This is a genomic window from Pseudomonas sp. AC083, from assembly GCF_979253165.1.
Genome location: NZ_CEEDDH010000018.1, coordinates 17012 through 42141, shown reverse-complemented (window position 1 = coordinate 42141; position 25130 = coordinate 17012). Strand labels below are relative to the sequence as shown.

18 protein-coding genes are annotated in these 25130 nt (G+C 60.4%); 13 read left to right on the top strand and 5 right to left on the bottom strand.

The window, feature by feature from the left end:
- Positions 1-107: 107 nt before the first annotated feature.
- Complete coding sequence (locus AC0IXA_RS22185; protein WP_471814509.1) at positions 108-947, top strand: 23S rRNA (adenine(2030)-N(6))-methyltransferase RlmJ; 840 nt, start codon at positions 108-110, stop codon at positions 945-947.
- Between the two features lie 124 nt (positions 948-1071).
- Here AC0IXA_RS22185 and msrA read toward each other — a convergent pair whose 3' ends face one another.
- The 5 genes from msrA to aceE all read right to left on the bottom strand — a co-directional run bounded on the left by msrA (position 1072) and on the right by aceE (position 11168).
- On the bottom strand, positions 1072-1737 hold the full coding sequence (msrA, locus tag AC0IXA_RS22180) for a peptide-methionine (S)-S-oxide reductase MsrA (protein ID WP_471814508.1): 666 nt from the start codon (positions 1735-1737) through the stop codon (positions 1072-1074).
- Positions 1738-1936: 199 nt separating this feature from the next.
- On the bottom strand, positions 1937-4633 hold the full coding sequence (locus AC0IXA_RS22175; protein WP_471814507.1) for a putative bifunctional diguanylate cyclase/phosphodiesterase: 2697 nt from the start codon (positions 4631-4633) through the stop codon (positions 1937-1939).
- A gap of 254 nt (positions 4634-4887) precedes the next feature.
- On the bottom strand, positions 4888-6285 hold the full coding sequence (locus AC0IXA_RS22170) for an alkaline phosphatase D family protein (protein ID WP_471814506.1): 1398 nt from the start codon (positions 6283-6285) through the stop codon (positions 4888-4890).
- A gap of 276 nt (positions 6286-6561) precedes the next feature.
- Complete coding sequence (aceF, locus tag AC0IXA_RS22165; RefSeq protein WP_471814505.1) at positions 6562-8511, bottom strand: dihydrolipoyllysine-residue acetyltransferase; 1950 nt, start codon at positions 8509-8511, stop codon at positions 6562-6564.
- An 11-nt stretch (positions 8512-8522) separates the two neighbouring features.
- Complete coding sequence (aceE, locus tag AC0IXA_RS22160) at positions 8523-11168, bottom strand: pyruvate dehydrogenase (acetyl-transferring), homodimeric type (protein WP_471814504.1); 2646 nt, start codon at positions 11166-11168, stop codon at positions 8523-8525.
- Between the two features lie 262 nt (positions 11169-11430).
- Between aceE and AC0IXA_RS22155 the strand changes: the two genes are divergently transcribed.
- The 12 genes from AC0IXA_RS22155 to AC0IXA_RS22100 all read left to right on the top strand — a co-directional run bounded on the left by AC0IXA_RS22155 (position 11431) and on the right by AC0IXA_RS22100 (position 25096).
- Complete coding sequence (locus AC0IXA_RS22155) at positions 11431-11556, top strand: hypothetical protein (RefSeq protein ID WP_256205860.1); 126 nt, start codon at positions 11431-11433, stop codon at positions 11554-11556.
- On the top strand, positions 11553-14492 hold the full coding sequence (glnE, locus tag AC0IXA_RS22150; protein ID WP_471814503.1) for a bifunctional [glutamate--ammonia ligase]-adenylyl-L-tyrosine phosphorylase/[glutamate--ammonia-ligase] adenylyltransferase: 2940 nt from the start codon (positions 11553-11555) through the stop codon (positions 14490-14492). Before AC0IXA_RS22155 ends, glnE begins: the two co-directional genes overlap by 4 nt.
- 309 nt (positions 14493-14801) lie before the next feature.
- The gene (waaF, locus tag AC0IXA_RS22145) at positions 14802-15836 is read left to right on the top strand and encodes a lipopolysaccharide heptosyltransferase II (RefSeq protein ID WP_341638450.1); all 1035 of its coding nucleotides are present in this window, start codon (positions 14802-14804) and stop codon (positions 15834-15836) included.
- Between the two features lies 1 nt (position 15837).
- Positions 15838-16899, top strand: coding sequence for a lipopolysaccharide heptosyltransferase I (waaC, locus tag AC0IXA_RS22140; RefSeq protein WP_471814502.1), 1062 nt, complete (start codon positions 15838-15840; stop codon positions 16897-16899).
- Positions 16899-18020: a glycosyltransferase family 4 protein gene (locus tag AC0IXA_RS22135; RefSeq protein ID WP_073471643.1), complete on the top strand. Its 1122-nt coding sequence runs from the start codon at positions 16899-16901 to the stop codon at positions 18018-18020. Before waaC ends, AC0IXA_RS22135 begins: the two co-directional genes overlap by 1 nt.
- Positions 18020-18826: a lipopolysaccharide core heptose(I) kinase RfaP gene (gene rfaP / locus AC0IXA_RS22130; protein ID WP_341638452.1), complete on the top strand. Its 807-nt coding sequence runs from the start codon at positions 18020-18022 to the stop codon at positions 18824-18826. The genes AC0IXA_RS22135 and rfaP overlap by 1 nt, the downstream gene beginning before the upstream one ends.
- Positions 18826-19560 (top strand): lipopolysaccharide kinase InaA family protein, encoded by a 735-nt coding sequence (locus AC0IXA_RS22125; protein ID WP_341638453.1) that lies wholly within the window; start codon positions 18826-18828, stop codon positions 19558-19560. Before rfaP ends, AC0IXA_RS22125 begins: the two co-directional genes overlap by 1 nt.
- The gene (locus AC0IXA_RS22120; RefSeq protein WP_341638454.1) at positions 19557-20309 is read left to right on the top strand and encodes a lipopolysaccharide kinase InaA family protein; all 753 of its coding nucleotides are present in this window, start codon (positions 19557-19559) and stop codon (positions 20307-20309) included. The genes AC0IXA_RS22125 and AC0IXA_RS22120 overlap by 4 nt, the downstream gene beginning before the upstream one ends.
- Positions 20309-21760 carry a lipopolysaccharide kinase InaA family protein gene (locus AC0IXA_RS22115; RefSeq protein WP_471814501.1) on the top strand — a complete coding sequence of 484 codons (1452 nt, stop codon included), beginning with the start codon at positions 20309-20311 and terminating at the stop codon, positions 21758-21760. The genes AC0IXA_RS22120 and AC0IXA_RS22115 overlap by 1 nt, the downstream gene beginning before the upstream one ends.
- A gap of 178 nt (positions 21761-21938) precedes the next feature.
- Positions 21939-22268, top strand: a complete 330-nt coding sequence (locus AC0IXA_RS22110) for a YceK/YidQ family lipoprotein (protein ID WP_425375769.1) — start codon at positions 21939-21941, stop codon at positions 22266-22268.
- Positions 22269-22440: 172 nt separating this feature from the next.
- Positions 22441-24195, top strand: coding sequence for a carbamoyltransferase family protein (locus tag AC0IXA_RS22105; protein WP_122693271.1), 1755 nt, complete (start codon positions 22441-22443; stop codon positions 24193-24195).
- On the top strand, positions 24188-25096 hold the full coding sequence (locus tag AC0IXA_RS22100) for a glycosyltransferase family 2 protein (RefSeq protein ID WP_341638457.1): 909 nt from the start codon (positions 24188-24190) through the stop codon (positions 25094-25096). Before AC0IXA_RS22105 ends, AC0IXA_RS22100 begins: the two co-directional genes overlap by 8 nt.
- Positions 25097-25130: the final 34 nt, after the last annotated feature.

Here is a 25130-nt window from a genome sequence, read left to right as displayed (position 1 = left end):
CCTCCGGGAGAGGGCTAGGGTGAGGGCAGGCTTTTGTCCGCTCGGCTGCCAGCCCCTGACTTGCCGCCCGGTAAAAGGTAAACTTTGCGCCCTTCGCAGGAGCAGCCATGAATTATCGTCACGCCTTCCATGCCGGCAATCACGCCGATGTGTTCAAACACCTGACCTTGACACGCCTCATCGCTCTGATGTCGCGCAAGGAGCAGCCGTTTGCCTATCTCGACACGCACGCCGGCATCGGTCTGTATGACTTGCAGGGCGATCAGGCCAATCGCACCGGCGAGTACCTGGAAGGCATTGCGCGGTTGTGGGCTCAGCCGGATCTGCCGGCGCTGACCGCCGACTACATGAAGGTGCTGCACGAGATGAACCCGGATGGCCAGTTGCGCTATTACCCGGGTTCGCCGGAGCTGGCACGGCGTCTGACGCGGCCGCAGGATCGGGTGATGCTCAACGAGAAGCATCCCGAAGATGGCGTGTTGCTTAAGGACAACATGGCCGGCGATCGGCGGGTGAAAGTGCATCTGGGCGAGGGCTGGCATGTGGCGCGGGCGATGTTGCCGGTGCAGGAGAAGCGCGTGGTGATGCTGATCGATCCGCCGTTCGAGCAACTCGACGAGATGCAGCGTTGCGCGGCGTCGATGAAAGAAGCCATCGGCCGCATGCGCCAGACTGTGGCTGCGATCTGGTATCCGGTGAAGGATCAGCGTGCACTGCGGCGTTTCTATCAGGACCTGGCAGGCACGGGTGCACCGAAGTTGCTGCGTGTGGAGCTGCTGGTGCATCCGCTGGACACACCGAACAGCCTGAACGGTTCCGGGCTGGCGATCGCCAATCCGCCGTGGGGGCTGGAGGAAGAATTGCGTGAGTTGCTGCCGTGGTTGTCGAAGAAACTGGGGCAGACCCAGGGTGGCTGGCAGATGGATTGGCTGATTGCCGAGAGCTGATCGCCGAGCGATCGTTCCCACGCTCCGCGTGGGAATGCCTCAATGGACGCTCTGCGTCCGCTGTCAGGACGCGGAGCGTCCCGGGCTGCATTCCCACGCAGAGCGTGGGAACGATCAGGCGGGGTTAGTTGCCCGCAAGGCTTGCTGGCATGCACACGCCGGTGCCGCCAATCCCGCAGTAACCTTCAGGGTTCTTCGCCAGATACTGCTGGTGATACGCCTCGGCAAAGTACACGGTCGGGGCCTGGTCGATCTCGGTGCTGATTTCACCCAGACCGGCCTTGGCCAGTTCCGCCTGATACACGTCTTTGCTTTTCAGTGCCGCATCCAGTTGCTCCGGGGTGGTGGCGTAGATCACCGAGCGGTACTGAGTGCCGATGTCGTTGCCCTGACGCATGCCCTGAGTCGGGTTGTGCAGTTCCCAGAACATCGCCAGCAGCTCTTCATAGCTGACTTGGGCCTTGTCATACACCACCAATACCACTTCGGCGTGGCCGGTCAGGCCCGAGCAGACTTCTTCGTACGTCGGGTTCGGCGTGAAGCCGCCGGCGTAACCGACGACTGTGCTGACCACGCCTTTGCGCTGCCAGAAACGTCGTTCCGCGCCCCAGAAGCAACCCAGACCGAAAATCGCGAAGTCGACGTCCTGAAAGAATGGACCGAGCAGCGGGGTGTCTTCGAAGACGAAGTGTTTTTCCGGCAGGGTCATCGGGGTTTCGCGGCCGGGCAGGGCTTGTTCTTTGGTTGGAAGCACGTTTTTGTTCACCAGAATTTCCGAGCGCAGAACCATGAGCGTTCCTCTCAGTCAGGTTGGAGGTAAAAAGTCAGACCGCCAGTGTGCCGAATGATGCCGAGTTAATCACTACCCAATGTAGGAGCTGCCGAAGGCTGCGATCTTTTGATTTTGCTTTTTAAAAACCAGATCAAAAGATCGCAGCCTTCGGCAGCTCCAGAGGGCGGCATGTTATGGCGAGAATGGGGTAGAGGGGTTAGAGACAGAGCGGCCCACGCGGATAGCGCTTGAGCGCTTTGATCAGCTCATCGCCCGGAATCGGTCGGTCGAACAGATAACCCTGACCGACGTCGCAACGATGCCGGCGCAGGAACGCCAGTTGCTCGGCGGTTTCGATGCCTTCGGCGACAACTTTGAGTTTCAGGTTGTGGGCCATGGCGATCACGGCGGAGGTGATTTCCATGTCGTCCTGGTTGTCGGGGATTTCATGGATGAAGCTGCGATCGATCTTGATGATGTCGATCGGGAATTTCTTCAGATAGCTCAGCGACGAGTAGCCGGTGCCGAAGTCATCCATGGCCAGGGTCAGGCCCAGGCGTTTGAGCTGGTCGAGCTGCAAATGCGTGTCTTCGGTGGCTTCCAGCAACAAGCCTTCGGTCAGCTCGAGTTCGAGCAGATTGGCCGGCAGCGCTTCTTCCCTGAGGATGTTGGCGATCGAGGCGACCAGATCCGGATCGGAGAACTGTTTCGGTGACAGATTGATTGCCACCTGCAGATTGCCCAGGCCGGCAGCGGTCAGGGATTTGCTCATGCGACACGCCTGACGAGCAATCCACTTGCCGATCGGAATGATCAGGCCGGTTTCCTCGGCGACGCTGATGAACTGGTCCGGGCGAATCATGCCGCGTTCCGGGTGGTTCCAGCGCAACAGCGCTTCCATGCCCAGCAGGCGACCGCTGCGCAGGCACAGCTTGGGCTGGTAGAACACGTCCAGTTCGTTCTGCGTGAGGGCGCGGCGCAGGTTGTTCTCGACGAACAGTTTGTAACTGGCTTCGGCGTTCAGCGCTTCAGTGAACACCTGCAACTGGTGTTTGCCGTTGGCCTTGGCCTTGTGCAGCGCCAGGCCGGCGTTGCGCATCAGGGTTTGCGGATCGCGCCCGTGCAGCGGCGCGCAGGCCAGGCCGACGGAGCCGGTGACGCTGATCAACTGATTGTCGACGAACATCGGCTTGTCGAGGGTCATCAGCAACTGACTGGCGATCTGCTGCCCGGCTTCAAGGTCGGTGTCGTCGAGCAACACGGCGAATTCGTTACTGGCAAAACGCGCCAGACTGCCACTCGGGCTGAGGCTGTTGCGCAGGCGCCGGGCGAGGCTGATCAACAGTTTGTCGCCAGTCTGGTGGCCGAGGCTGTCGTTGATCCGCTTGAAATTGTCGATGTCCACCAGCAACAGGCTGATCGGCGTATCGCTGTCGCGGGCGAAGCGCTCATCGAGATTGCGGATGAATGCCGGACGGTTGCCGAGGTTGGTCAGGTTGTCGGTGTAGGCCAGGCGCTCGATACGTTGCTGCGCGAGTTTAGTCTGGGTGATGTCTTCGTAGATGCCGATGTAATGCGTGAGCTCACGGTTATCGCCGTAGACCTTGGAGATCGACAGCTGGCCCCAGTACGGTTCGAGGTTCTTGCGGCGGCTTTTGAATTCGCCCTGCCAGCTGTTGCTCTGGGCCAGCGCCGAAGGCGCGTCGAACAGCAGTTCGCTGAGGTTTTCCAGCGCCGGCAATTCCGACAGGCGCTGGCCGTGGACTTCCTCGGTGGTGTACTGGGTGATCGCGGTGAAGCTCGGGTTGACGTACTCGACCACGCCGTCGCAGTTGACCAGCAAAAAGGCGTTGGCGCTTTGCTCGACCGCGCGCTGAAACAGATGCAGGGCGCTAGTGGCGGTACGCCGGTTGTGATTGTTGATCACTTGCGCAAACTGGTCGGCCAATTCGCCGGCAAAGGCGATTTCGTCGGACTGCCAGGCACGGGTCACGCCGGTCTGTTCCAGGCACAACACGCCGACTACCTGGCCGTCGACGCGAATGCTGGCATCGAGCATGGCGTTGACGTCACGCGGACGCATCGCCTCGGCCATCTCGCGGGTGCGCGGGTCGTGCATGGCGTTGTGGGCATCGATGGCGCGGCTGCTGTGCAGGGCTTCCATGTAATCGGGGAAGCCGCTGATATCGATCGGCTCCGGCAGCAGGTATTCCTGAGTTGCGCGGTGGTAGGCGGAGATCGGCAGCAAGCGCTGGCCTTCGAGGTTCCACAGGCTGGCGCAGTCGATTTCGTAGATATCGCAGGCGCAGCGGGTGATCAGCTCCGCGGCTTCCTGTAGCGAGTTGTGCGTGCTGTAGCGCTGGCGTGCGAGTAGCAGAATCAGATCCTGCTGGGCGCGCACGCGGTCCAGATGCTGCAGTTGTTCCTGCTGGGCACGCTGGTTCAGCTCAAGGGCGATTTGCAGGCGCGAGTTCTGGGTTTCCAGATCCACCGAAGGCAGCGCCTGGGTTTCGTCGAACACCTCGTCGACCGCCAGCAGATAGCCGCGCAGCAAGTGCCGGTTGTGCTGTTTGTAAGCTTCGCCCAGCTCGAGCATGTTCAACGCGCCGGCGGCGGTGTGCAGGGTGTAGCGCACCACGTAATGCGCGCTTTTGCTTAGTTGCTGCTGGATCGCGTCATGCAGTTGGTAGCGCGCTTCGGGCTCCATCAGGCTGGCGTAGGGCGAGCCGACCAGTGCGCAGAGCTCGACGGCCGGCTGGCCAAACTGGCGTTCGCAGTTGGGATCAAGGAACAGCATCGCCCAACTGGCTTCATTCAAGCGCTCGAAACGCAGCATGCCGAGCCGCGAGGGCACAGGCAACTGCGTCACTACCTCGGCCGCCATACGGCTGGCGGCATCGGGCTGGCTCTTCATGAAGGAAACTCGCTTGGAAATATGCTGAATGCGCCGGGCTCTCGCCCTCTTGTCTGTTGGCTGCGGCAAGGTTGCATCATTGCGGCACCGACTGACAAGAGAGATGAAGGCCAAGTGCTATAAGAATATGTCGGCTGCAGTGAACATTTCTCCAGTGCACAACTGAAATGAGCAGAAGATCGCAGCCTTGAACAACTCTTGCAGGCGCCGCGTAGCCATACAGGAGGTGCCGAAGGCTGCGATCTTTTGGTGTTTCAACGCAATTTCATACTGATCGACTGCAACTTCTTGCCATCGCGGTCATGGTAATTGACCAATATCTGATCAGCCTCAACGACCACATGCGCAAAATTGTCCTGACTCACCACGGCACTGGTGAGCTCGTGCCGATAATCCCCGGCTACCGTGCGCACCAGCGGTTGATCGAGGATAAACGTTGAAGCCTTGGCATACGGCAGCAATTTGCTGTTGTGCAACGGCGAGGACACGATGGTGTGGACCTCGAAATCGGTGTCCTCGCTGTGACTCAAGCGACTGGTCAGCGAGCCATGGACGTCGCCGGAGACGAACACCACGTTCTTGATCCGGTGAGTGCGGATGGTTTCCAGCAGGCGCAGACGCTGCTCGGGAAAAGCTTTCCAGGCATCGTCACCGTTGAACTTGCGATCGGGATAGAACATCACGCTGGTCACCACGAACTTCACCCGTGCCGGGCTATGGATCAGCCATTGCAGCAGGGCCTGTTCTTGCTCGATGTCGAGAATGCGCCGGTCATCCTTCGACAAGTTGCGTCGGGTGCGACTGTCGGTGACGAACCAGGCGATATCGCTGTCGCCGAACTGATACCAATAATGCTTCAAGGTATTCCGGTCTATCTGGCCCTCGCTGTTATATGCGTAAACCGGGCTGTGGCTGGCTTGATAAAGTTCATAAGCGGCCATGGCGTTGCGATACAAGTCCTTGTCCGCATCTTTTGCATTGGCGGGCCAGTTATCTTCTATTTCATGATCGTCGAGCATCATGTAAGTCGATGTATTGGACATCAATCGTTGAATATTCGGTTGCGAGAATGCCGTTCGATACTTCTTCAGAATGTCTTTGGCTTCGCGATCCGGTGCAATGATATTCAAATCATCTACATACACTTGATCGCCGGTCATGATCACCGCGCTGACGGGTAGATGACTGTTCTCGACAAGTTGATTGATCGAGCCAAAGATGCGATCGCCCAGTTGCGGCAACGAAGCAATGCCCGCGGTAATCCGCAGATAACGGCAAGATCCGACGATAAAGCCCCGGGGCTGGCTGGCTTGCGCGGTGCGGGTACGAAAGCGGTAGAGCTGTCGCGGCCATTGCAGTGGAAACTCCACCACTGTGTCGATGGTGTGTACCGGATTCATCGGGCTTAACCAGCCGGCTTGATATTCGTATTCACAATCGGCGTCCAGATCCTGTAATACCAATACGCCTGACATGTCGTTGGCTGGGTGCAAAAGTGCAAATACGCTGTTCGACCATTTTTCCGTTCCGGCCTTGCGGGCGCGAACTCCGGCAAATACGCGTTTTTTGTCCTGTTGTTCGCCGCGCATGAAAATGCGCACTTCGTTAGTTGTGGCGTGGCCCACGATGGGGCCGATAGTCGGTTTGAACATGATCGATTCCGTTCGAGATTTTAATAAGATGAATTAAATAAGCGGAGCGCATTGAAGCAACTTTCCTGAGCAGAGGTTAGTTGGCTGGCGGCAGAAAATATTGGCGTTAAGTGGACCAGACCTGTGGCCGATGTCAGCGCAGGTTGTAGGAAAGAGGCGCGATCCGGTTTATTTCAGGCAAAAAAAAGCCCCGTCAATTGACGGGGTTGAGGTACGAGCGTGTGGCGCTCGAAAGGGTGCAGCAAGCGGCCCTCCGTCGCCGGAGGGCCGTTTGGGTTACAGCAGGATGGTACGGATGTCGCCCAACAGGCTGCCCAGACGCTGAGTGAAGCGTGCAGCAGCAGCGCCGTTGATCACGCGGTGATCGTAGGACAGCGACAGTGGCAGCATCAGCTTCGGCTGGAAGGCTTTGCCGTCCCAGACTGGCTGGATGGTTGCCTTGGAAACACCAAGGATCGCCACTTCCGGCGCGTTGACGATCGGCGTGAAGCCGGTGCCGCCAATGTGGCCGAGGCTGGAAATGGTGAAGCAGGCGCCCTGCATCTCGTCCGAAGACAGCTTCTTGGTGCGGGCTTTTTCAGCCAGCGAAGCCGCTTCAGCAGCCAGTTGCAGCAGGCTCTTCTGGTCGACGTTCTTGATCACCGGCACCAGCAGGCCATCCGGGGTGTCGACGGCGAAGCCGATGTTCACGTATTTCTTGCGGATGATCGCCTTGCCGCTTGGTGCCAGCGAACTATTGAAGTCCGGCAGCTCCTTGAGCAGGTGCGCGCAGGTCTTGAGCAGTAGCGGCAGGATGGTCAGCTTGACGCCAGCCTTCTCGGCCACGGCTTTCTGCGCTACACGGAAGGCTTCCAGCTCGGTGATGTCTGCCGAGTCGAATTGCGTGACGTGTGGCACGTTCAGCCAGCTGCGGTGCAGGTTGGCAGCGCCGACCTGCATCAGGCGGGTCATCGGCACTTCTTCGATTTCGCCGAAACGGCTGAAATCGACCACCGGGATCGGCGGGATGCCCGCGCCACCGGTAGCGCCGCCAGCAGCGGCCGGGGCTTCCTTGGCCTTCTGCATCATCGCCTTGACGTAAACCTGGACGTCTTCCTTGAGGATGCGACCGTGTGGACCGCTGGCGCCAACGGCGCTCAGCTCGACGCCGAACTCACGGGCCAGTTGACGCACGGCGGGGCCGGCGTGAACTTTGGCACCCGGTTTCGCTGGTGTCGCAGTCGGCGCTGCGGCTGCAGCGGCAGCAGGTGCTGCGGCAGCCGGAGCAGCAGCAGGTGCCGGAGCGCTCGGTGCAGCAGCCGCAGCCGGGGCAGCAGCAGGGGCCGCGCCTTTGACTTTGAGCTTGAGGATCAGGTCGCCGGTACCGACTTCGTCATCCAGCTTGATCGAAACGCTTTCGACCACGCCAGCGGCAGGCGATGGAATTTCCATGCTCGCCTTGTCGGATTCCAGGGTGATCAGCGACTGGTCGGCTTCGACGGTATCGCCGGCCTTGACCAACACTTCGATGATCTTCGCCTTGCCGGCCGAACCGATGTCCGGGACGTGGATGTCCTGAACGCTGTCAGCGGCCGGTGCAGCCGGAGCCGCCGCCGGGGCTGGCGCAGCGGCAGCAGCAGGCGCAGCAGCCTGAGCCGGAGCGGCCGCAGCCGGGGCCGCAGCACCCGCCACTTCCAGATCCAGAATCAGATCGCCAGTGCCGACTTCGTCGTTGAGCTTGACGCTGATGGCCTTGACCACGCCAGCGGCAGGCGACGGGATTTCCATGCTGGCCTTGTCGGACTCCAGCGTGATCAGCGATTGATCAGCCTCGACGGTGTCGCCGACCTTGACCTGAATCTCGATGATCTGCGCCTTGCCCGACGAACCGATGTCCGGCACGTGCACTTGCTGTACCGAAGCGGCAGCAGGGGCAGCGGCAGGCGCGGCAGCAGGTGCCGCAGCCGGTTTCTCTTCGGCTTTCGCAGCAGGCGCAGGTGCCGCTTCAGCGGCGCCCTCGACTTCCAGCTCAAGCAGTTCGTCGCCTTCTTTCAGACGGTCGCCCAGCTTCACTTTCAGGCTCTTGATGACGCCGGCTTTCGGGGCCGGCACTTCCATGCTGGCCTTGTCCGATTCCAGGGTCAGGATGCTCTGGTCGGCTTCGATGCGGTCGCCGACCTTCACAAACAGTTCAATTACTTCACCTTCACCGCTGCCGATGTCAGGTACGCGAATGAGTTCGCTCACAAAATGTCTCCTCAGCAGTCCAGTGGGTTGCGTTTTTCCGGGTCGATGCCGAACTTGGCGATGGCTTCAGCCACAACCTTAGGTTCGATATCACCACGGTCAGCCAGTGCTTCCAGGGCTGCCAACACCACGAAATGACGGTCGACTTCGAAGAAATGACGCAGTTTCTTGCGGCTGTCGCTGCGGCCGAAACCGTCGGTGCCCAGGACTTTGAATTCCTTGGACGGTACCCACTGACGGATCTGCTCGGCGAACAGCTTCATGTAGTCGGTAGAAGCAATGACCGGACCTTTACGGCCGTTCAGGCACTCTTCGACGTAGCTCAGCTTAGGCTTCTGGCCAGGCTTGAGGCGGTTGCTGCGCTCTACGGCGAGGCCGTCGCGACGCAGTTCGTTGAAGCTGGTAACGCTCCACACGTCAGCGCCGATGTTGAACTCTTCACGCAGGATCTTCGCCGCTTCACGCACTTCACGCAGGATGGTGCCGGAGCCCATCAGCTGAACGTGGTGCGCCGCATCGCGAGTGTCTTCCTCGAGCAGGTACATGCCTTTCTTGATGCCTTCTTCGGCACCGGCCGGCATGGCTGGCTGCTGGTACGACTCGTTCATCACGGTGATGTAGTAGAAGATGTCCTGTTGCTCTTCGGTCATCTTCTTCATGCCGTCCTGAATGATCACCGCCAGCTCGTAGCCGTAGGTCGGATCGTAGGTGCGGCAGTTCGGGATGGTCGCGGCCAGCAGGTGGCTGTGACCGTCTTCGTGCTGCAGACCTTCACCGTTCAGGGTGGTACGGCCGGCGGTGCCGCCGATCAGGAAGCCACGGGTACGGCTGTCGCCAGCGGCCCAGGCCAGGTCGCCGATACGCTGGAAGCCGAACATCGAGTAGAAGATGTAGAACGGCAGCATCGGCTGGTTGTGGCTGGAGTACGAAGTACCGGCAGCGATGAACGAGCTCATGGCGCCTGCTTCGTTGATGCCTTCTTCAAGGATCTGACCTTTCTGGTCTTCCTTGTAGAACATCACCTGGTCTTTATCGACTGGCTCGTAGAGCTGGCCGACGGAGGAGTAGATGCCCAACTGACGGAACATGCCTTCCATACCGAAGGTACGGGCTTCGTCCGGGATGATCGGGACGATGCGCGGGCCGATTTCCTTGTCCTTGACCAGTTGCGCCAGGATCCGCACGAAAGCCATGGTGGTGGAAATTTCACGGTCGCCCGAGCCATCGAGGATGGCTTTCAGGGTGTCCAGGTCCGGAGTCGGTACGCTGAAGCTCTGCGCACGGCGCTGCGGCACGAAACCGCCCAGTGCGGCACGGCGCTCGGCCAGATAACGCGCTTCGGCGCTGTTTGGCTCTGGTTTGAAGAACGGCAGGTTCTCCAGTTCTTCGTCCTTGACCGGAATGTCGAAGCGGTCGCGGAACAGCTTCAGGCTGTCGACGTCGACCTTCTTGGTGTTGTGCGCAGTGTTTTTCGCTTCGCCGGCACCGGTGCCATAACCCTTGATGGTCTTGGCGAGGATGACGGTCGGTTGTTCCTTGTGGTTGACCGCTTCGTGGTACGCCGCGTAGACCTTGTACGGGTCGTGGCCGCCACGGTTGAGTTTCCAGATCTCGTCGTCGGACAGATCGGCAACCATTGCCTTGAGTTCAGGCGTGTTGAAGAAATGCTCGCGAACGAACGCGCCGTCTTTGGCTTTGTAGTTCTGGTATTCGCCGTCGATGACTTCGTCCATGCGGCGTTGCAGGATACCGTCGACGTCTTTGGCCAGCAGCGGGTCCCAGAAACGGCCCCAGATGACTTTGGTCACGTTCCACTGCGCACCACGGAACACGCCTTCGAGTTCCTGGATGATCTTGCCGTTGCCGCGAACCGGGCCGTCGAGGCGCTGCAGGTTGCAGTTGATGACGAAGATCAGGTTGTCCAGCTTCTCGCGGCCGGCCAGGGAGATCGCGCCCAGGGATTCCGGCTCGTCGCACTCGCCGTCACCGAGGAAGCACCAGACCTTCTGTTTGCCCGGCTGGATGAAACCGCGGTGCTCCAGGTACTTCATGAAGCGCGCCTGGTAGATCGCCTGGATCGGACCCAGACCCATCGATACGGTCGGGAACTGCCAGAAGTCAGGCATCAGCCAAGGGTGCGGATAGGACGAAAGGCCTTGACCATCGACTTCCTGACGGAAGTTGTTCATCTCGTCTTCGGTGATGCGGCCTTCCATGAATGCACGGGCGTAAACGCCTGGCGAGGTGTGGCCCTGGAAGTAGATCAGGTCGCCGCCGTGTTCGTCGGTCGGGGCCTGGAAGAAATAGTTGAAGCCGATGTCATACAGGGTCGCACTGGAAGCGAAGCTGGAGATGTGACCACCCAGGTCCGAATCTCGCAGGTTCGTGCGCATTACCATGGCCATCGCGTTCCAGCGTACCAGCGAGCGAATGCGGCGTTCCATGAACAGGTCGCCAGGCATGCGTGCTTCGTGGGTAACGGGGATCGTGTTGCGGTAAGGCGTGGTGATCGCGTAAGGGAGCTGCGAGCCGCTGCGGGTCGCGAGTTCGCCCATACGGGTCATCAGATAGTGAGCACGGTCTTCGCCTTCTTTGTCGAGAACCGATTCCAGGGCGTCCAGCCATTCCTGGGTTTCGACGGGATCGAGGTCTTGCATGGCTTGCTCCAGGGCGGAAAGGCTTCCAGAATCGGTTGCCTGAGTTTGCGACTGGCCTTGTGGGCAGACGATTTAAAATTCTTGGATTGCCGACAGGTTGTTCCGGCGGCGTGTAGTTTTACTACAAATCTTCCGGCATTTCAGCCTTTCGAATGTATAGACGAGTAGTAAAACTACAGATGAAAGGCTTGTGGCCTCCGACTGCGTTGTGAGAATAATCGTTAAGGCGGGTCGATTTCCATCCGAATAAGGTGAAAGTTTGATGCTGGATGCCAAAGAAGAAGAAATTTCAGCTATTTCTAACTTTTGTTCGACAGTCCTTCACGTAGCGGGTTTTCATCATTCACTACAAGCGGCCCTCAATACGCCGATCAAGGATAGACCATGACCCTGCCCGTGCTTGCCGAACTGCCCGCCATTCTCCTGCCGTTGGTCAGCCGATCCGAGCAGTCGTTCCGTACGTCCGTCGCCGCCCTTGAAGACGATCACGGCCTGTCGAACTGGACGCCGGAGCGCTGGGCGCAATTCGCCCGCGTCAGCGCCTCCAGCGAATTTGTCATTGAACAGAGCATTCGTGACCCTTTGATGTTGCTGTCGCTGGTGGCGTCCGGCGAACTTGATCGAGCGTTTGCGCCCGGCGAGCTGTGCGCACAGATTGCCGCCGCTGTGAACAGCGCGCAGAGCGAAGACGAACTCGGCCGCGCCTTGCGCCGCCAGCGCGCACGGCATCAGGTACGGATCATCTGGCGCGACCTGACCCGCCAGGCCGATCTGGTGCAGACCTGCCGCGACCTCTCGGACATGGCCGACGCCACCATCGATCAGGCTTATCAATGGCTGTACAGCCGCCACTGCGAGCAGTTCGGCACGCCGACCGGCCGGCGCAGCGGTGAGCCGCAGCAGATGGTCATCCTCGGCATGGGCAAGCTCGGCGCGGTCGAGCTGAATCTGTCTTCCGACATCGACCTGATCTTCGCCTACCCCGAAGGCGGCGAAACCGTCGGCGTGAAACGCTCGCTGGACAATCAGGAATTCTTCATCCGCCTCGGCCAGCGTCTGATCAAGGCGCTGGATCCGATGACCGTCGACGGCTTTGTTTTCCGCGTCGACATGCGCCTGCGTCCATACGGATCCTCTGGTGCGCTGGTGCTCAGCTTCAACGCGCTGGAGCAGTATTACCAGGATCAGGGCCGCGACTGGGAACGCTACGCGATGATCAAGGCGCGGGTGGTGGCTGGCGATCAGGTCGCCGGCGCGCAGTTGCTCGACATGCTGCGGCCCTTCGTTTACCGGCGTTATCTGGATTTTTCGGCGATCGAAGCGCTGCGCACGATGAAGCAGTTAATCCAGCAGGAAGTGCGGCGCAAGGGCATGGCCGACAACATCAAGCTCGGCTCCGGCGGCATCCGCGAGGTCGAGTTCATCGCGCAGGCCTTTCAACTGATCCACGGTGGCCGCGACCTGAGCCTGCAACAGCGTCCTCTATTAAAGGTGCTGAGCACGCTGGAAGGGCAGGGCTATCTGCCGCCAGCGGTGGTCAGTGAATTGCGCGAAGGGTACGAGTTTCTGCGTTACACCGAACATGCCATTCAAGCGATTGCCGACCGTCAGACGCAGATGCTGCCGGACAGCGCTCAGGATCAGGCGCGGATCGCCTTCATGCTGGGTTTCGCCGATTGGTCGGCGTTCCATGAACAACTGATGTACTGGCGCGGGCGCGTGGCCTGGCATTTCGCCCAGGTGATCGCTGATCCCGACGAAGAAGAGGGTGGCAAAAGCGAAGTGGTGGTCGGTGGTGAATGGCTGCCGCTGTGGGAGGAAGAACAGGACGAGGAGGCCGCGTGCCGGCAGTTGCAGGAGGGCGGTTTCGTCGATGCCGGCAAAGCCCTGAAAGCGCTGGCCGGTTTGCGCGGCAGTCCGCAATTGCGCGCGATGCAGCGGCTGGGGCGCGAGCGTCTCGATGCTTTTATTCCGCGACTGCTTGCGCAAGCGGTGGAGCATGACAATCCCGATCTGGTACTCGAGCGAGTGCTGCCGCTGGTGGAAGCGGTGGCGCGGCGCTCGGCGTATCTGGTGTTACTCACGGAAAACCCCGGTGCGCTGCGTCGCCTGCTGACCTTGTGTGCGGCGAGCCCGTGGATTGCCGAGCAGATCACGCGCTTCCCGTTGCTGCTCGACGAATTGCTCAACGAAGGTCGGCTGTTCAAGCCGCCGCTGGCGCCGGAACTGGCGGCCGAGTTGCGCGAACGCCTGACGCGAATTCCCGAAGACGACCTCGAGCAGCAAATGGAAGCCCTGCGCCATTTCAAGCTGGCGCACCGCTTGCGCGTCGCCGCTTCGGAAATTGCAGGCAGCCTGCCGCTGATGAAAGTCAGTGATTACCTGACCTGGCTGGCCGAAGCGATTCTCGAACAGGTGCTGGCGCTGGCCTGGCGGCAGACCGTGGCCAAGTACGGCACGCCGCTGCGCACCGACGGCACGCTGTGCGATCCCGGCTTCATCATTGTCGGTTATGGCAAAGTCGGCGGTATCGAATTGGGGCATGGTTCCGATCTGGATCTGGTGTTCATCCATGACGGCGATCCGCAGGCGGAAACCGACGGGCCGAAATCCATCGACGGCGCGCAGTTCTTCACGCGCCTGGGGCAGCGGATTATTCACCTGCTCACAGCGCAGACCAACTCCGGTCAGCTGTATGAAGTGGACATGCGCCTGCGGCCGTCCGGTGCTTCCGGGTTGCTGGTGAGTTCCCTCGGCGCGTTCGCGCGCTATCAGGAAAACGAAGCATGGACTTGGGAGCATCAAGCCTTGGTGCGCGCGCGGGTGCTGGTGGGCAGTCAGGATGTTGGCCAGGCCTTCGAGAAAGTCCGCGCCCAGGTATTGGGCAAACCTAGGGATCTGGCCAAGCTGCAACAGGAAGTCAGCGAGATGCGGGCGAAGATGCGCGACAACCTCGGGACCCGCAGCACCGCGGCCGGCACGGCGGCGAATGCGTTCGACGCGGGCGTGCCGTTTGACCTCAAGCAGGACGCCGGAGGTATCGTCGATATTGAATTTATGGTGCAATACGCGGCCCTGGCGTGGTCGCACAGCCATCCACCGCTGCTGCGCTGGACCGATAACATCCGCATTCTGGAAGAGCTGGAACACGAAGGGCTGATGCCCGCCGAAGATGCCAGTCTGTTGCGTGAGGCCTACAAGGCCTACCGCTCCGCCGCCCACCGGCAGGCCTTGCAGAAGGACGCCGGGGTGATACCGGGCGACCAGTTTGCCGACGAACGCCGGCAGGTTTTGCGTATATGGAAAGAGATGGGGCTAAGCTGAAACGCGCCAATGAACGCAATGAGATTCAAACGGTGGGAGCGAGCCTGCTCGCGAACGCGGAGTGTCAGTCAACAGCAATGTTGAACGTGCCGACCCCTTCGCGAGCAGGCTCGCTCCCACAGTGACCTGCGGTGAGCGCAGTGATGTGAACAGATGCAAAAACCTGTAGGAGTGAGCCTGCTCGCGATAGTGGAGTGACAGTCGACAGACATGTTGAACGAAATGACCCATCGCCAGCAGCGCCGCTTCCACAATGATTATCGAGGCGGGGAGGCGTAAATGCCTCCCCGGTTCGTTTTTGGAAACCACATGAATATTCTGATCGTTGGGCCCAGTTGGGTCGGTGACATGGTGATGGCGCAGACACTGTTTCAGTGTCTCAAGCAACGCCACCCGCAATGCGCAATCGACGTGCTGGCGCCCGAGTGGAGCCGGCCGATCCTCGAGCGCATGCCCGAAGTGCGTACGGCCTTGAGCTTCCCGCTCGGCCACGGCGCGCTGGAACTGGCGACGCGCCGGCGCATCGGCAAATCCCTGCGCGGTCAGTACGATCAGGCGATCCTGCTGCCCAACTCGCTGAAATCGGCACTGGTGCCGTTTTTTGCCGGCATCCCGAAACGCACCGGTTGGCGCGGCGAATTCCGCTATGGCCTGCTCAACGACGTGCGTACCCTCGACAAAGAACGCTACCCGCTGATGATCGAGCGTTTCATGGCGCTGGCCTATGAAGCGAACGCCGAGCTGCCGAAGCCGTACCCGCGCCCGAGTCTGCAAATCGACCCGGTGACCCGCGAAGCGGCACTGGCCAAATTCGGCCTGACCCTTGATCGCCCGGTCCTGGCTTTGTGCCCCGGCGCCGAGTTCGGCGAATCCAAGCGCTGGCCGTCCGAGCACTACGCCAAGGTCGCCGAAGCGCGCATCCGCGAAGGCTGGCAGGTATGGCTGTTCGGCTCGAAAAACGATCACGCGGTCGGCGAAGACATTCGCGCCCGGCTGATCCCGGGCCTGCGTGAAGAATCGGTCAACCTCAGCGGCGGCACCTCGCTGGCCGAGGCCATTGACCTGCTCTCATGCGCCGATTCCGTTGTGTCCAATGACTCTGGACTGATGCACGTCGCTGCTGCATTGAATCGTCCGCTGGTCGCGGTGTACGGCTCGACCTCGCCGGGCTTCACCCCGCCGCTGGCCGAGCAGGTCGAGATCGTGCGCCTGGGCATCGAATGCAGCCCGTGCTTCGATCGAACTTGCCGGTTCGGCCATTACAACTGCCTGCGCCAGCTGATGCCGGACGTGGTCAACGATGCCTTGCAGAAGTTGCAGGGCTCCGTGGTCGAGGTTCACTAACTTGCGGGTATTGTTGATCAAGACTTCATCGCTGGGCGACGTGATTCACGCGTTGCCGGCGCTGACCGACGCCGCCCGGGCCATTCCCGGAATCAAGTTCGACTGGGTGGTGGAAGAGGGTTTCGCCGAGATTCCGAGCTGGCACCCGGCGGTCGATAAAGTGATTCCGGTGGCGATCCGCCGCTGGCGCAAGAGTCTGTGGAAAACCATCACCAGCGGCGAGTGGAAACGCTTCAAGCAAAGCGTGCGCGCCAATAAATACGATCTGGTGATCGACGCTCAAGGCCTTCTGAAAAGTGCCTGGCTGACCCGCTACGTCAAAGCCCCGGTGGCCGGCCTCGATAAAACTTCCGCGCGCGAGCCGATGGCTGCGCGCTTCTACGATCGTAAACTCGCTGTCGCCCGAGGCCAGCACGCCGTCGAGCGCGTACGCCAGTTATTCGCCATCGCTCTGGGTTACGACTTGCCCAAAGGCCTCGGCGATTACGGCCTCAACGTCGAGCGACTGGTCGAGTTGCCACGCAAGAACGCTTACGTGGTGTTCCTCCACGGCACCACTTGGGACACCAAGCACTGGCCGGAAATCTACTGGCGCGAGCTGACCGAGCGGGTCGGCTACCTCGGCGTTGGCGTCAGGCTGCCATGGGGCAACCCGCAGGAAAAGGCTCGCGCCGAGCGCATTGCTGCCGGCTTCAAACACGCCGAAGTGCTGCCGAAGCTCAATCTGGCCGGCGTCGGCAAAGTCCTCGCCGGCGCGCAAGCCTGCGTGGCGGTGGACACCGGGCTCGGCCATCTGGCCGCTGCGCTGGATGTGCCGACCATCTCGTTGTTCGGCCCGACCAACCCGGGCCTCACCGGCGCCTACGGCAAGCTGCAGATTCATCTGGCCAGCGACTTCCCGTGCGCGCCCTGCATGCAGAAAAAATGTACCTATCAACCGACCGAGCAGGATGCCCGTCAGTTTGACCTGAAACGCGAGCAGCCTTTGTGCTTCACGCGTGTGAACCCCGAGCGTGTCGCCAGCCGACTGAGCACGTTGTTAATGGCTGAGGAGTTGCGCTGATGCAATTGGCATTTGTCCTGTACAAATATTTCCCGTTCGGTGGCTTGCAGCGCGACTTCATGCGCATCGCCCTTGAATGTCAGAAGCGCGGCCATCAGATTCGCGTCTACACGCTGATCTGGGAAGGCGACGTGCCGCCGGGTTTCGAAGTGCTGGTGGCGCCGGTCAAGGCGTTCTTCAATCACCGTCGCAACGAAAAGCTCAGCGCGTGGATGGCCGCGGATCTGGCCAAGCGTCCGGTCGATCGCCTGATCGGTTTCAACAAGATGCCGGGTCTGGACGTTTACTACGCCGCCGACGGCTGCTTTGAAGACAAGGCGCAGAACCTGCGCAACTCGTTGTATCGCCGCTGGGGTCGCTATCGCCACTTCGCCGAGTACGAGCGCGCGGTGTTCGCCAAGGACGCGAAGACCGAAGTGCTGATGATTTCCGAAGTACAGCAACCACTGTTCATCAAGTATTACGACACGCCGCTCGAGCGTTTCCACCTGCTGCCGCCGGGCATTGCCCAGGATCGTCGGCGGCCGGCGAATGCCGATGAGATTCGCGCCGGTTTCCGCGCTGAATTCAATCTCAAGGACGACGAGTTGCTGCTGGTGCAGATCGGCTCCGGCTTCAAGACCAAGGGTGTCGATCGCAGCCTCAAGGCGCTGGCCGCACTGCCCGCCGAATTGCGCAAACGCACCCGGCTGTTTGTAATTGGCCAGGATGACCCCAAATTATTCCAGATGCAGAGTGCGACGCTGGGCCTGGGCGACAATGTGACCTTTCTCAAAGGGCGCAGCGATATCCCGCGCTTCCTGCTCGGTGCCGATCTGTTGATCCACCCGGCCTACAACGAAAATACCGGCACCGTGCTGCTTGAAGCGCTGGTGGCCGGGTTGCCGGTGTTGGTCAGCGCGGTCTGCGGTTACGCCCATTACATTGCCGAGGCCGATGCCGGGCGCGTGCTGGACGAGCCGTTCGAGCAGGCGCAGCTGACGCAATACCTGACCGAGATGTTGAGCAATGACGCTGCACGTGCGGCCTGGAGCCGCAACGGTCTGGCCTTCGCCGAGACGGCCGACCTCTACAGCATGCCGCAGCACGCGGCGGATGTGATTCTGGCGGAGCACGCTTAATGAAGTTGATGCTGGCTGAACCGTTCAAAAGCCTTTGGGCCGGACGCGACCCGTTCGCCGAAGTCGAGGGCTTGCAGGGCGAGGTATACCGCGAGCTGGAAGCGCGCCGGACATTGCGTACGGAAGTCGACGGCCATGGCTTTTTCGTCAAGATCCACCGTGGCATCGGCTGGGGCGAAATCTTCAAGAACCTGCTGACCGCCAAGCTGCCTGTGCTCGGCGCCGGGCAAGAGTGGAAGGCCATCCAGCGCCTTCAGGAAGTCGGCGTGCCGACCATGACCGCCGTCGCCTACGGCGAGAAGGGCAGCAACCCGGCGGATCAGCATTCGTTCATCGTCACCGAAGAGCTGGCGCCGACCATCAGCCTCGAAGACTTCAGCATTGACTGGGTCCAGCAGCCGCCGGAGCCAACACTCAAGCGCGCATTGATTGCCGAAGTCGCGCGGATGACCGGGATGATGCACCGCGCCGGGGTCAATCACCGCGACTGCTACATCTGCCATTTTCTGCTGCACACCGACAAACCGGTCACACCGCAGGATTTCAAGCTCTCGGTGATTGACCTGCACCGTGCCCAAACCCGCGCGAAAATCAATCAGCGCTGGCGCAACAAGGATCTGGCGGCGCTGTACTTCTCCGCGCTGGACATCGGCCTGACCCGCCGCGACAAACTGCGTTTCCTCAAGGGCTATTTCCAGCAACCGCTGCGGCAGATTCTGGCAGAAGAGGCGCCACTGCTGAGCTGGCTGCAAGGCAAGGCCGACAAGCTCTACGCGCGCAAACAGCGTTACGGGGATGCGCTCTGATGGCGGGTTGGACACTTGAGCCGCAGTACAGCGACCTCGCTCAAGATTTTGGCAGCCTCGAAGCGGTGTTTGCGTTACAGGGCGAACGCCTGACCCGCGATCCGCTGTCGGAGGTGGTTCGGGTGCAGCGCGACGGGGTCAATTACTACGTCAAACGCTACGTCGGCGCCGGTAAGGGCCTGCGCCGTTACCTCGGCAAGCCGCGGGTAAAAATGGAATGGCAGAACCTCAAGCGCTTCGCCAAGTGGGGCATCCCCACTGCCGAGGTGGTGGCCTGGGGGCTGGAGCGGCGGGGCGCGGCCTACGATCGGGGCGCGATGATCACCCGTGAGCTGCCCAATACCGAAGACCTCTCGGCACTGGCCGAGCGCAAGGATCCCAGGCTCAAGGATCGCGCCTGGGTCGACGGTGTCAGCCGGCAACTGGCTGGCTACACCCGGACCATGCACGACCATCGGTTTACGCATAACGATTTGAAATGGCGCAATCTGCTGATCGACGATCAGGCGCGCATCTTCCTCATCGACTGCCCCAACGGCGAATTCTGGCGCGGCTTCTGGCTCAAGTACCGGATCACCAAGGACCTCGCCTGTCTCGATAAGCTGGCCAAATACCACCTGTCCAATACCCAGCGCCTGCGCTTCTATAAGCAGTATCGCCAGTGTGATCGGCTCGATGTCGCCGACAAGAAACGGATTCGGCACGTGGTGAGATTTTTTGAGGGACGTGAATGACTGATTTTCTTGCCGTACAGGACCGCGCTCTGCTGGAGCGCCACGGTCTCGGCAATTTCGACGCACTGTGGGCCAAACAGCTTGAAGCTGTGGATGAGCCCAACACTGCCGGTGGCGGCTGGAGCAGCGTGTTCCGCCTGGACCTGGAAGGCCAGGGCTATTACCTCAAGCGCCAGAGCAATTATCTGACGCGGACCTTGCATGCGCCGTTTGGCGAGCCCAGTTTTGCCCGTGAGTTTCGCAACATCAGCCGTTACCGCAAGCTGGGCATTCCTGCGTTGCAGGCGGCGTTTTTCGGTGAACGCAACGTTGCCGGGGAAGTGCGCGCCATTCTGCTCACCCGCGCCCTGGATGGCTGGAGCGACCTGGATTCGTTGCTGGCGCACTGGACGCAGCTCAGTGCCGCACAGCATTCGGCCATTCTCAGGGCTTGCGGTCTGCTGGCGCGGCGGCTGCACGGTGCGCGTCAGGTGCATGGCTGTTTCTACCCCAAGCACATATTCCTGCGCGCCACCGGCGACGGCTATGAGGCGCAACTTATCGATCTGGAGAAAACCCGGCCACTGCTGTTCGGCATGCGTGATCGGGTCAAGGATCTGGAACCGTTGCAACGTCGCGCGCCGCAGTGGAGCGAGGCCGACTTGCGCCAATTGCTCGCGGCTTATCTCGATCAGCCGACTGACAGCTCGCTGCTCGACAGCTGGCTGAGCCGACTGACGGCGCGGCGCAGCCACAAGGAGACCCGTTGATGCAATTGTCCGAGCTGGCCCGGACCGGGCGGACCCCCTCACTGCCGCTGACCGTGACCCTGGCGGACGCTGCCGGCGCGGCGGATTTGCAGTTGCTGAGTCTGCTGCGGGTGTTGCCCGGGCAGCGTTACGTTGGCGCAGGTGTCTGGCGCGGTCGGCCGGTGCTGGCCAAGTTGTTGGTCGGCAGCAAAGCTGCGCGGCATTTTCAGCGTGAGCTGCAAGGCGTGCGCTTGCTCGCTGCGCAGGGCATGACCACGCCGCTGTTATTGGCCGATGGGCTGAAAGACGGTGAGGGTGGCTGGCTGCTGTTCGAATTTCTCGAGGGTGCCGAGAGCCTTGGTGATGCCTGGGCCAAGGTCGAGTCTCTGCCGGCGCTGGCCGATGAGCAGACCGCTGTTCTGGCCGAAGCACTGGATGCTATCGGTCGGCTGCACGGCAAAGGGCTCTGGCAGGAAGACTTGCATCTGGACAATCTGCTGCGCCACGGCGGTCAGCTGTATTTGATCGATGGTGCCGGCGTTCGTGCGGAAACGGCGGGGCAGCCCTTGTCCCGGCAGAAAGTGCTGGAAAATCTCGGCGTGTTTTTCGCCCAGTTGCCAAAATCACTCGAACCGTTCACCGAAGAACTGCTGGTGTATTACCTGCTCAGCAACAGCGAACATGCTTTACCGCTAGAGGCGTTGCAAAAACAGATCGACAAGGTGCGCAACTGGCGACTCAGGGATTACCTGATCAAGGTTGGCCGCGACTGCACGTTGTTCTCCGTGCAGCGCGGGGCATTTGGCCTGCGCGCCGTTCGCCGTGAAGAAGAAGCGGCCATGCTGCCGGTGCTTGAGCAGGCTGACGCCTTGCTTGATCAGGGGCACCTGTACAAGACCGGTGGCGCGGCCAGCGTCGGCAAAGTCGAGATAGCCGGGCGGGCTCTGGTTATCAAGCGCTACAACATCAAGAATTTCGCCCATTGGCTCAAGCGCTTCTGGCGCCCGAGCCGGGCCTGGCATTCGTGGCGCGAAGGCAATCGCCTCGCGTTCCTTGGCATCGCCACGCCGAAACCGCTGGCGGTACTGGAGAAGCGCTTCTTGTGGCTGCGTCGCAGTGCCTATCTGGTCACCGAGTACCTGCCGGGACCGGACATCATCGAGCGCTTTGCGCCGTACATGGACAATGGCCAGGCACCGGAAGCCGAGTTGCAGGCGCTGGATCAACTGTTTGCCCGATTGATCGCCGAGCGTATCAGTCATGGCGATTTCAAGGGCCACAACCTGTTCTGGCAGGCGGATCGCTGGGCGCTGATCGACCTCGACTCGATGTGTCAGCACGCCTCGGTTGGCAGTTTCGCCCCGGCCTATACCCGGGATCGGGCGCGGTTCATGCGCAACTGGCCGCAAGACAGCGCGTTGTATCGGGTCATTGATGAGCGGCTGCCGAAAGGAGTCTCCAGCGCGGGGTGACTCAATTCGCGGGCAGGGTCGTTCTCGCAATGGGCCCGGTTCACTGTGGGGTTGAGTCTGCTCGCAGTAACGGACAAACACAGCGACTTGTCCTACAGCATCTCCAGAATCCGTGAGCTGTGCCCGGCTCGGCCTCGATGCTAATTTGCCTGACGATTCTGGAGGGCGAATCTTGAGCATGAAAAAAATGGTGACGCTGAGCGTTCTTACCTGGGTTCTCTCAGGCTGTGGCAGTGTCTCAACCGTGTTACAGGGGGACGCCGATGCTGCCCGCGACTTGCGCAAAAAGAAGACCTACTGCCAATCGATTCCGCGCATCTACAGTGGCGTGGCTTTCGACTTTTGCACTTTGAATGCGCCGCCCGATCCTACGGGTATGCTGGCGCCGTTTGTTTGGTTCGATCTTCCCCTGTCCGCCGTGTTCGATACGCTTTCGCTGCCTTACACGGTATATCGGCAGATTACCGATTCAAATCTGAGTATTTACTGGCGCAGAGACGGCTATTGAGTCGTTGAACCTGTTGATTCGGACCAATCGTGCAGGTGGCAATTCGCACAAGGTAATTCCCGTCATGTTTACGCTATAATCCCGCCCTTTAGCTGTCACTCGCCCTGTGCGAGGGCACATCAATTTTCAAGGCGCATCGCGCCTGCATGCAGACTAAAGAGGCTAGACCCCTGTGGCATTGACGATTCTTGGCCTGTCCGGCGCCCTTAGCCATGATCCTTCCGCAGCCTTGTACATCGACGGCAAGCTGGTCGCGGCGGCTGAGGAAGAGCGCTTCGTACGCGATAAACATGCAAAGAACCGCATGCCCTACGAATCGGCGAAATTCTGCCTCGAGCAAGCCGGCATCAAACCTTCCGACGTTGACGTGGTGGCGATTCCATTCGCTCCGATCAGCCTGTTCGGCAAGGCCCGCTGGCACTACGCCAAGCGCTATTGGTACGCCCCGGATCGTGCTCTTGATGCGATCCTGATGGGCAACCGTCGCTACAAGCGCTATCGCAACAAGATCGTCTGGTGCCTCGAGCAACTGGGCTTCGATCCGAAGAAAATCAAGATCGAGCCGGTCGAGCATCACCTGGCTCACGCCTCCAGCGCCTATCACTGCTCGGGTTTCAAAGAGAAAACCGCGATCCTCGGCATTGACGGCAAGGGTGAATACGCCACGACCTTCTTCGGCTACGGCGAAAACGGCAAGATCCACAAGATCAAGGAATTCTTCGATCCGGACTCCCTTGGTGGTCTGTACGGCGCGATCACCGAGTTCCTCGGTTTCGAGATGCTCGACGGCGAGTTCAAGGTCATGGGCATGGCGCCGTACGGCGACGCCAGCAAGTATGATTTCTCGCGTCTGGCCTCGTTCGAGAATGGCGAACTGGTGATCAATACCGACTACGCCAACGTCATCGGCCTGCGTCGCTATAAAGAGAAGGGCAAAGGCTTCTACTTCTCGCCGAAGCTGATCGAGTGGCTGGGTCCGAAGCGCGAAGGCGACATCGCTGACGAGCCTTACATCCACTACGCCGCGAGCATGCAAGCGCTGTTCGAGAAGCTGGCGTTGCAGATGATCGACTACTACCTGGGCGACGTGCTCAAGGAAACCGGCAAACTGGCTTTCGCCGGCGGCTGTGCGTTGAACGTCAAGCTGAACCAGAAAATCATCGCCCGCGACGACATCAAAGAGCTGTTCGTACAGCCTGCGTCCGGCGATGCCGGCACCGCGGTCGGCGCTGCCGCTTACGTGTCGCACGCCCGTGGCGTGCCGGTCGAGAAGATGGAACACGTCTATCTCGGCCCGTCGTACAGCAACGAGGACGTGATTGCCGCCTGCGCCCGTCACGAGAACAAGCCGACCTGGCGCAAGCTCGACAACATGCCCGAGCAGATCGCCAAAATCATGGTCGATGGCAACCCGGTAGCCTGGTTCCAGGGCCGCATGGAATTCGGCCCGCGGGCGCTGGGTGGCCGTTCGATCATCGGTTGCCCGAGCGTGGCCGGTGTCGCCGACCGCATCAACCACCAGATCAAGTTCCGCGAGCGCTGGAGGCCTTTCTGCCCGTCGATGCTCGATACCGTCGCGCCGCAGATGATCAAGATCGATCACCCGGCGCCGTTCATGACCTTCACCTTCGAAGTCGCCGAAGAATGGAAAACCCGCGTGCCGGAAGTTGTCCATGAAGACGGTACTTCTCGGGCCCAAGTGCTCAAGCGCGAATACAACCCGCGCTACTACGACATGATGAAGGCGCTGGAAAACCTCACTGGTAACGGCGTATCGCTGAACACTTCGCTCAACCGTCGTGGCGAGCCGATGATCTGCTCGCCGACCGACGCCCTGAACATGTTTTTCGGCTCTGACCTGCAATATCTGATCATGGAAGATATTCTGGTCGTCAAAGAAGGCGTGCAAGGAAACGGTCTTGACTGAAACACTGATCAGTGTCGTCATCCCCGCGTATAACTACGCCGATTCCCTGCCTCGGGCTGTGGAGTCGGTGTTGCTGCAGTTGCATGAAGCGACGGCGGATCTGCTGGTTATCGATGACGGGTCCACTGACTCGACGCCTGAGGTAATGCAAGCGTTGCTGGCCGAACATGCCGGGCGTTTTCGTGCCATACGCCAAAGCAATGGCGGGCTGTCTTCAGTGCGCAATCGCGGGATCGAGGAAACCACCGGGCAATTTCTGATTTTTCTCGATGCAGATGACGAGATGGCTCCCGGTGCTCTTGGAGCGCTATCGCAACACATCGCCAGTCATCCTGACACGCGGATGATCATCGGCGCTCATTGGTCGATCTTCTCTGGTGGCAAGCGCAGCCTGCAGGCTGTCAAACCGTTGCCAGCCACGGTGCGACAGCGGGTCAGGGGCTATTTGCTGGACAAGTCGGTGTCGATCTCAAACGGTGCCTGTGCAATGCATCGTGAGGTATTCGCGCCGGGCAACTATCCCGAGCATCTGCGCAACGTTGAAGATTTGCCGGTATTCGCTCAAGTGCTGGCGCGCTTTCCCTGCACGGTGGTCGAGCAGCCACTGGCGCTCATTTACAAGCACGCCGACAGCATGCGCCATGATCTGCGCCAGAGCCTGGCCGCGGGTACCGAGCAGGTGGTTGCTGAAGTTTTTTCCAGTCAACGGATGCCGCAAGAGTTCCATGATTTGCGCCAGGCTTATCTGGCGCAGCGTTGTCTGTCGTTGTTCCGCGATTGCTACTCCCATGGCGAATATGCGTTAGCGAAAACGTTCTATATGCAAGCGTTGCGCGCCGACTGGCGCATCCTCGGGCGCTGGTCATACATGCGCAAAGCCTTGCGTCTGCTGTTCCGATAAATCGATCTGTTTTTTTGCGTACCTGTGGCGCGTG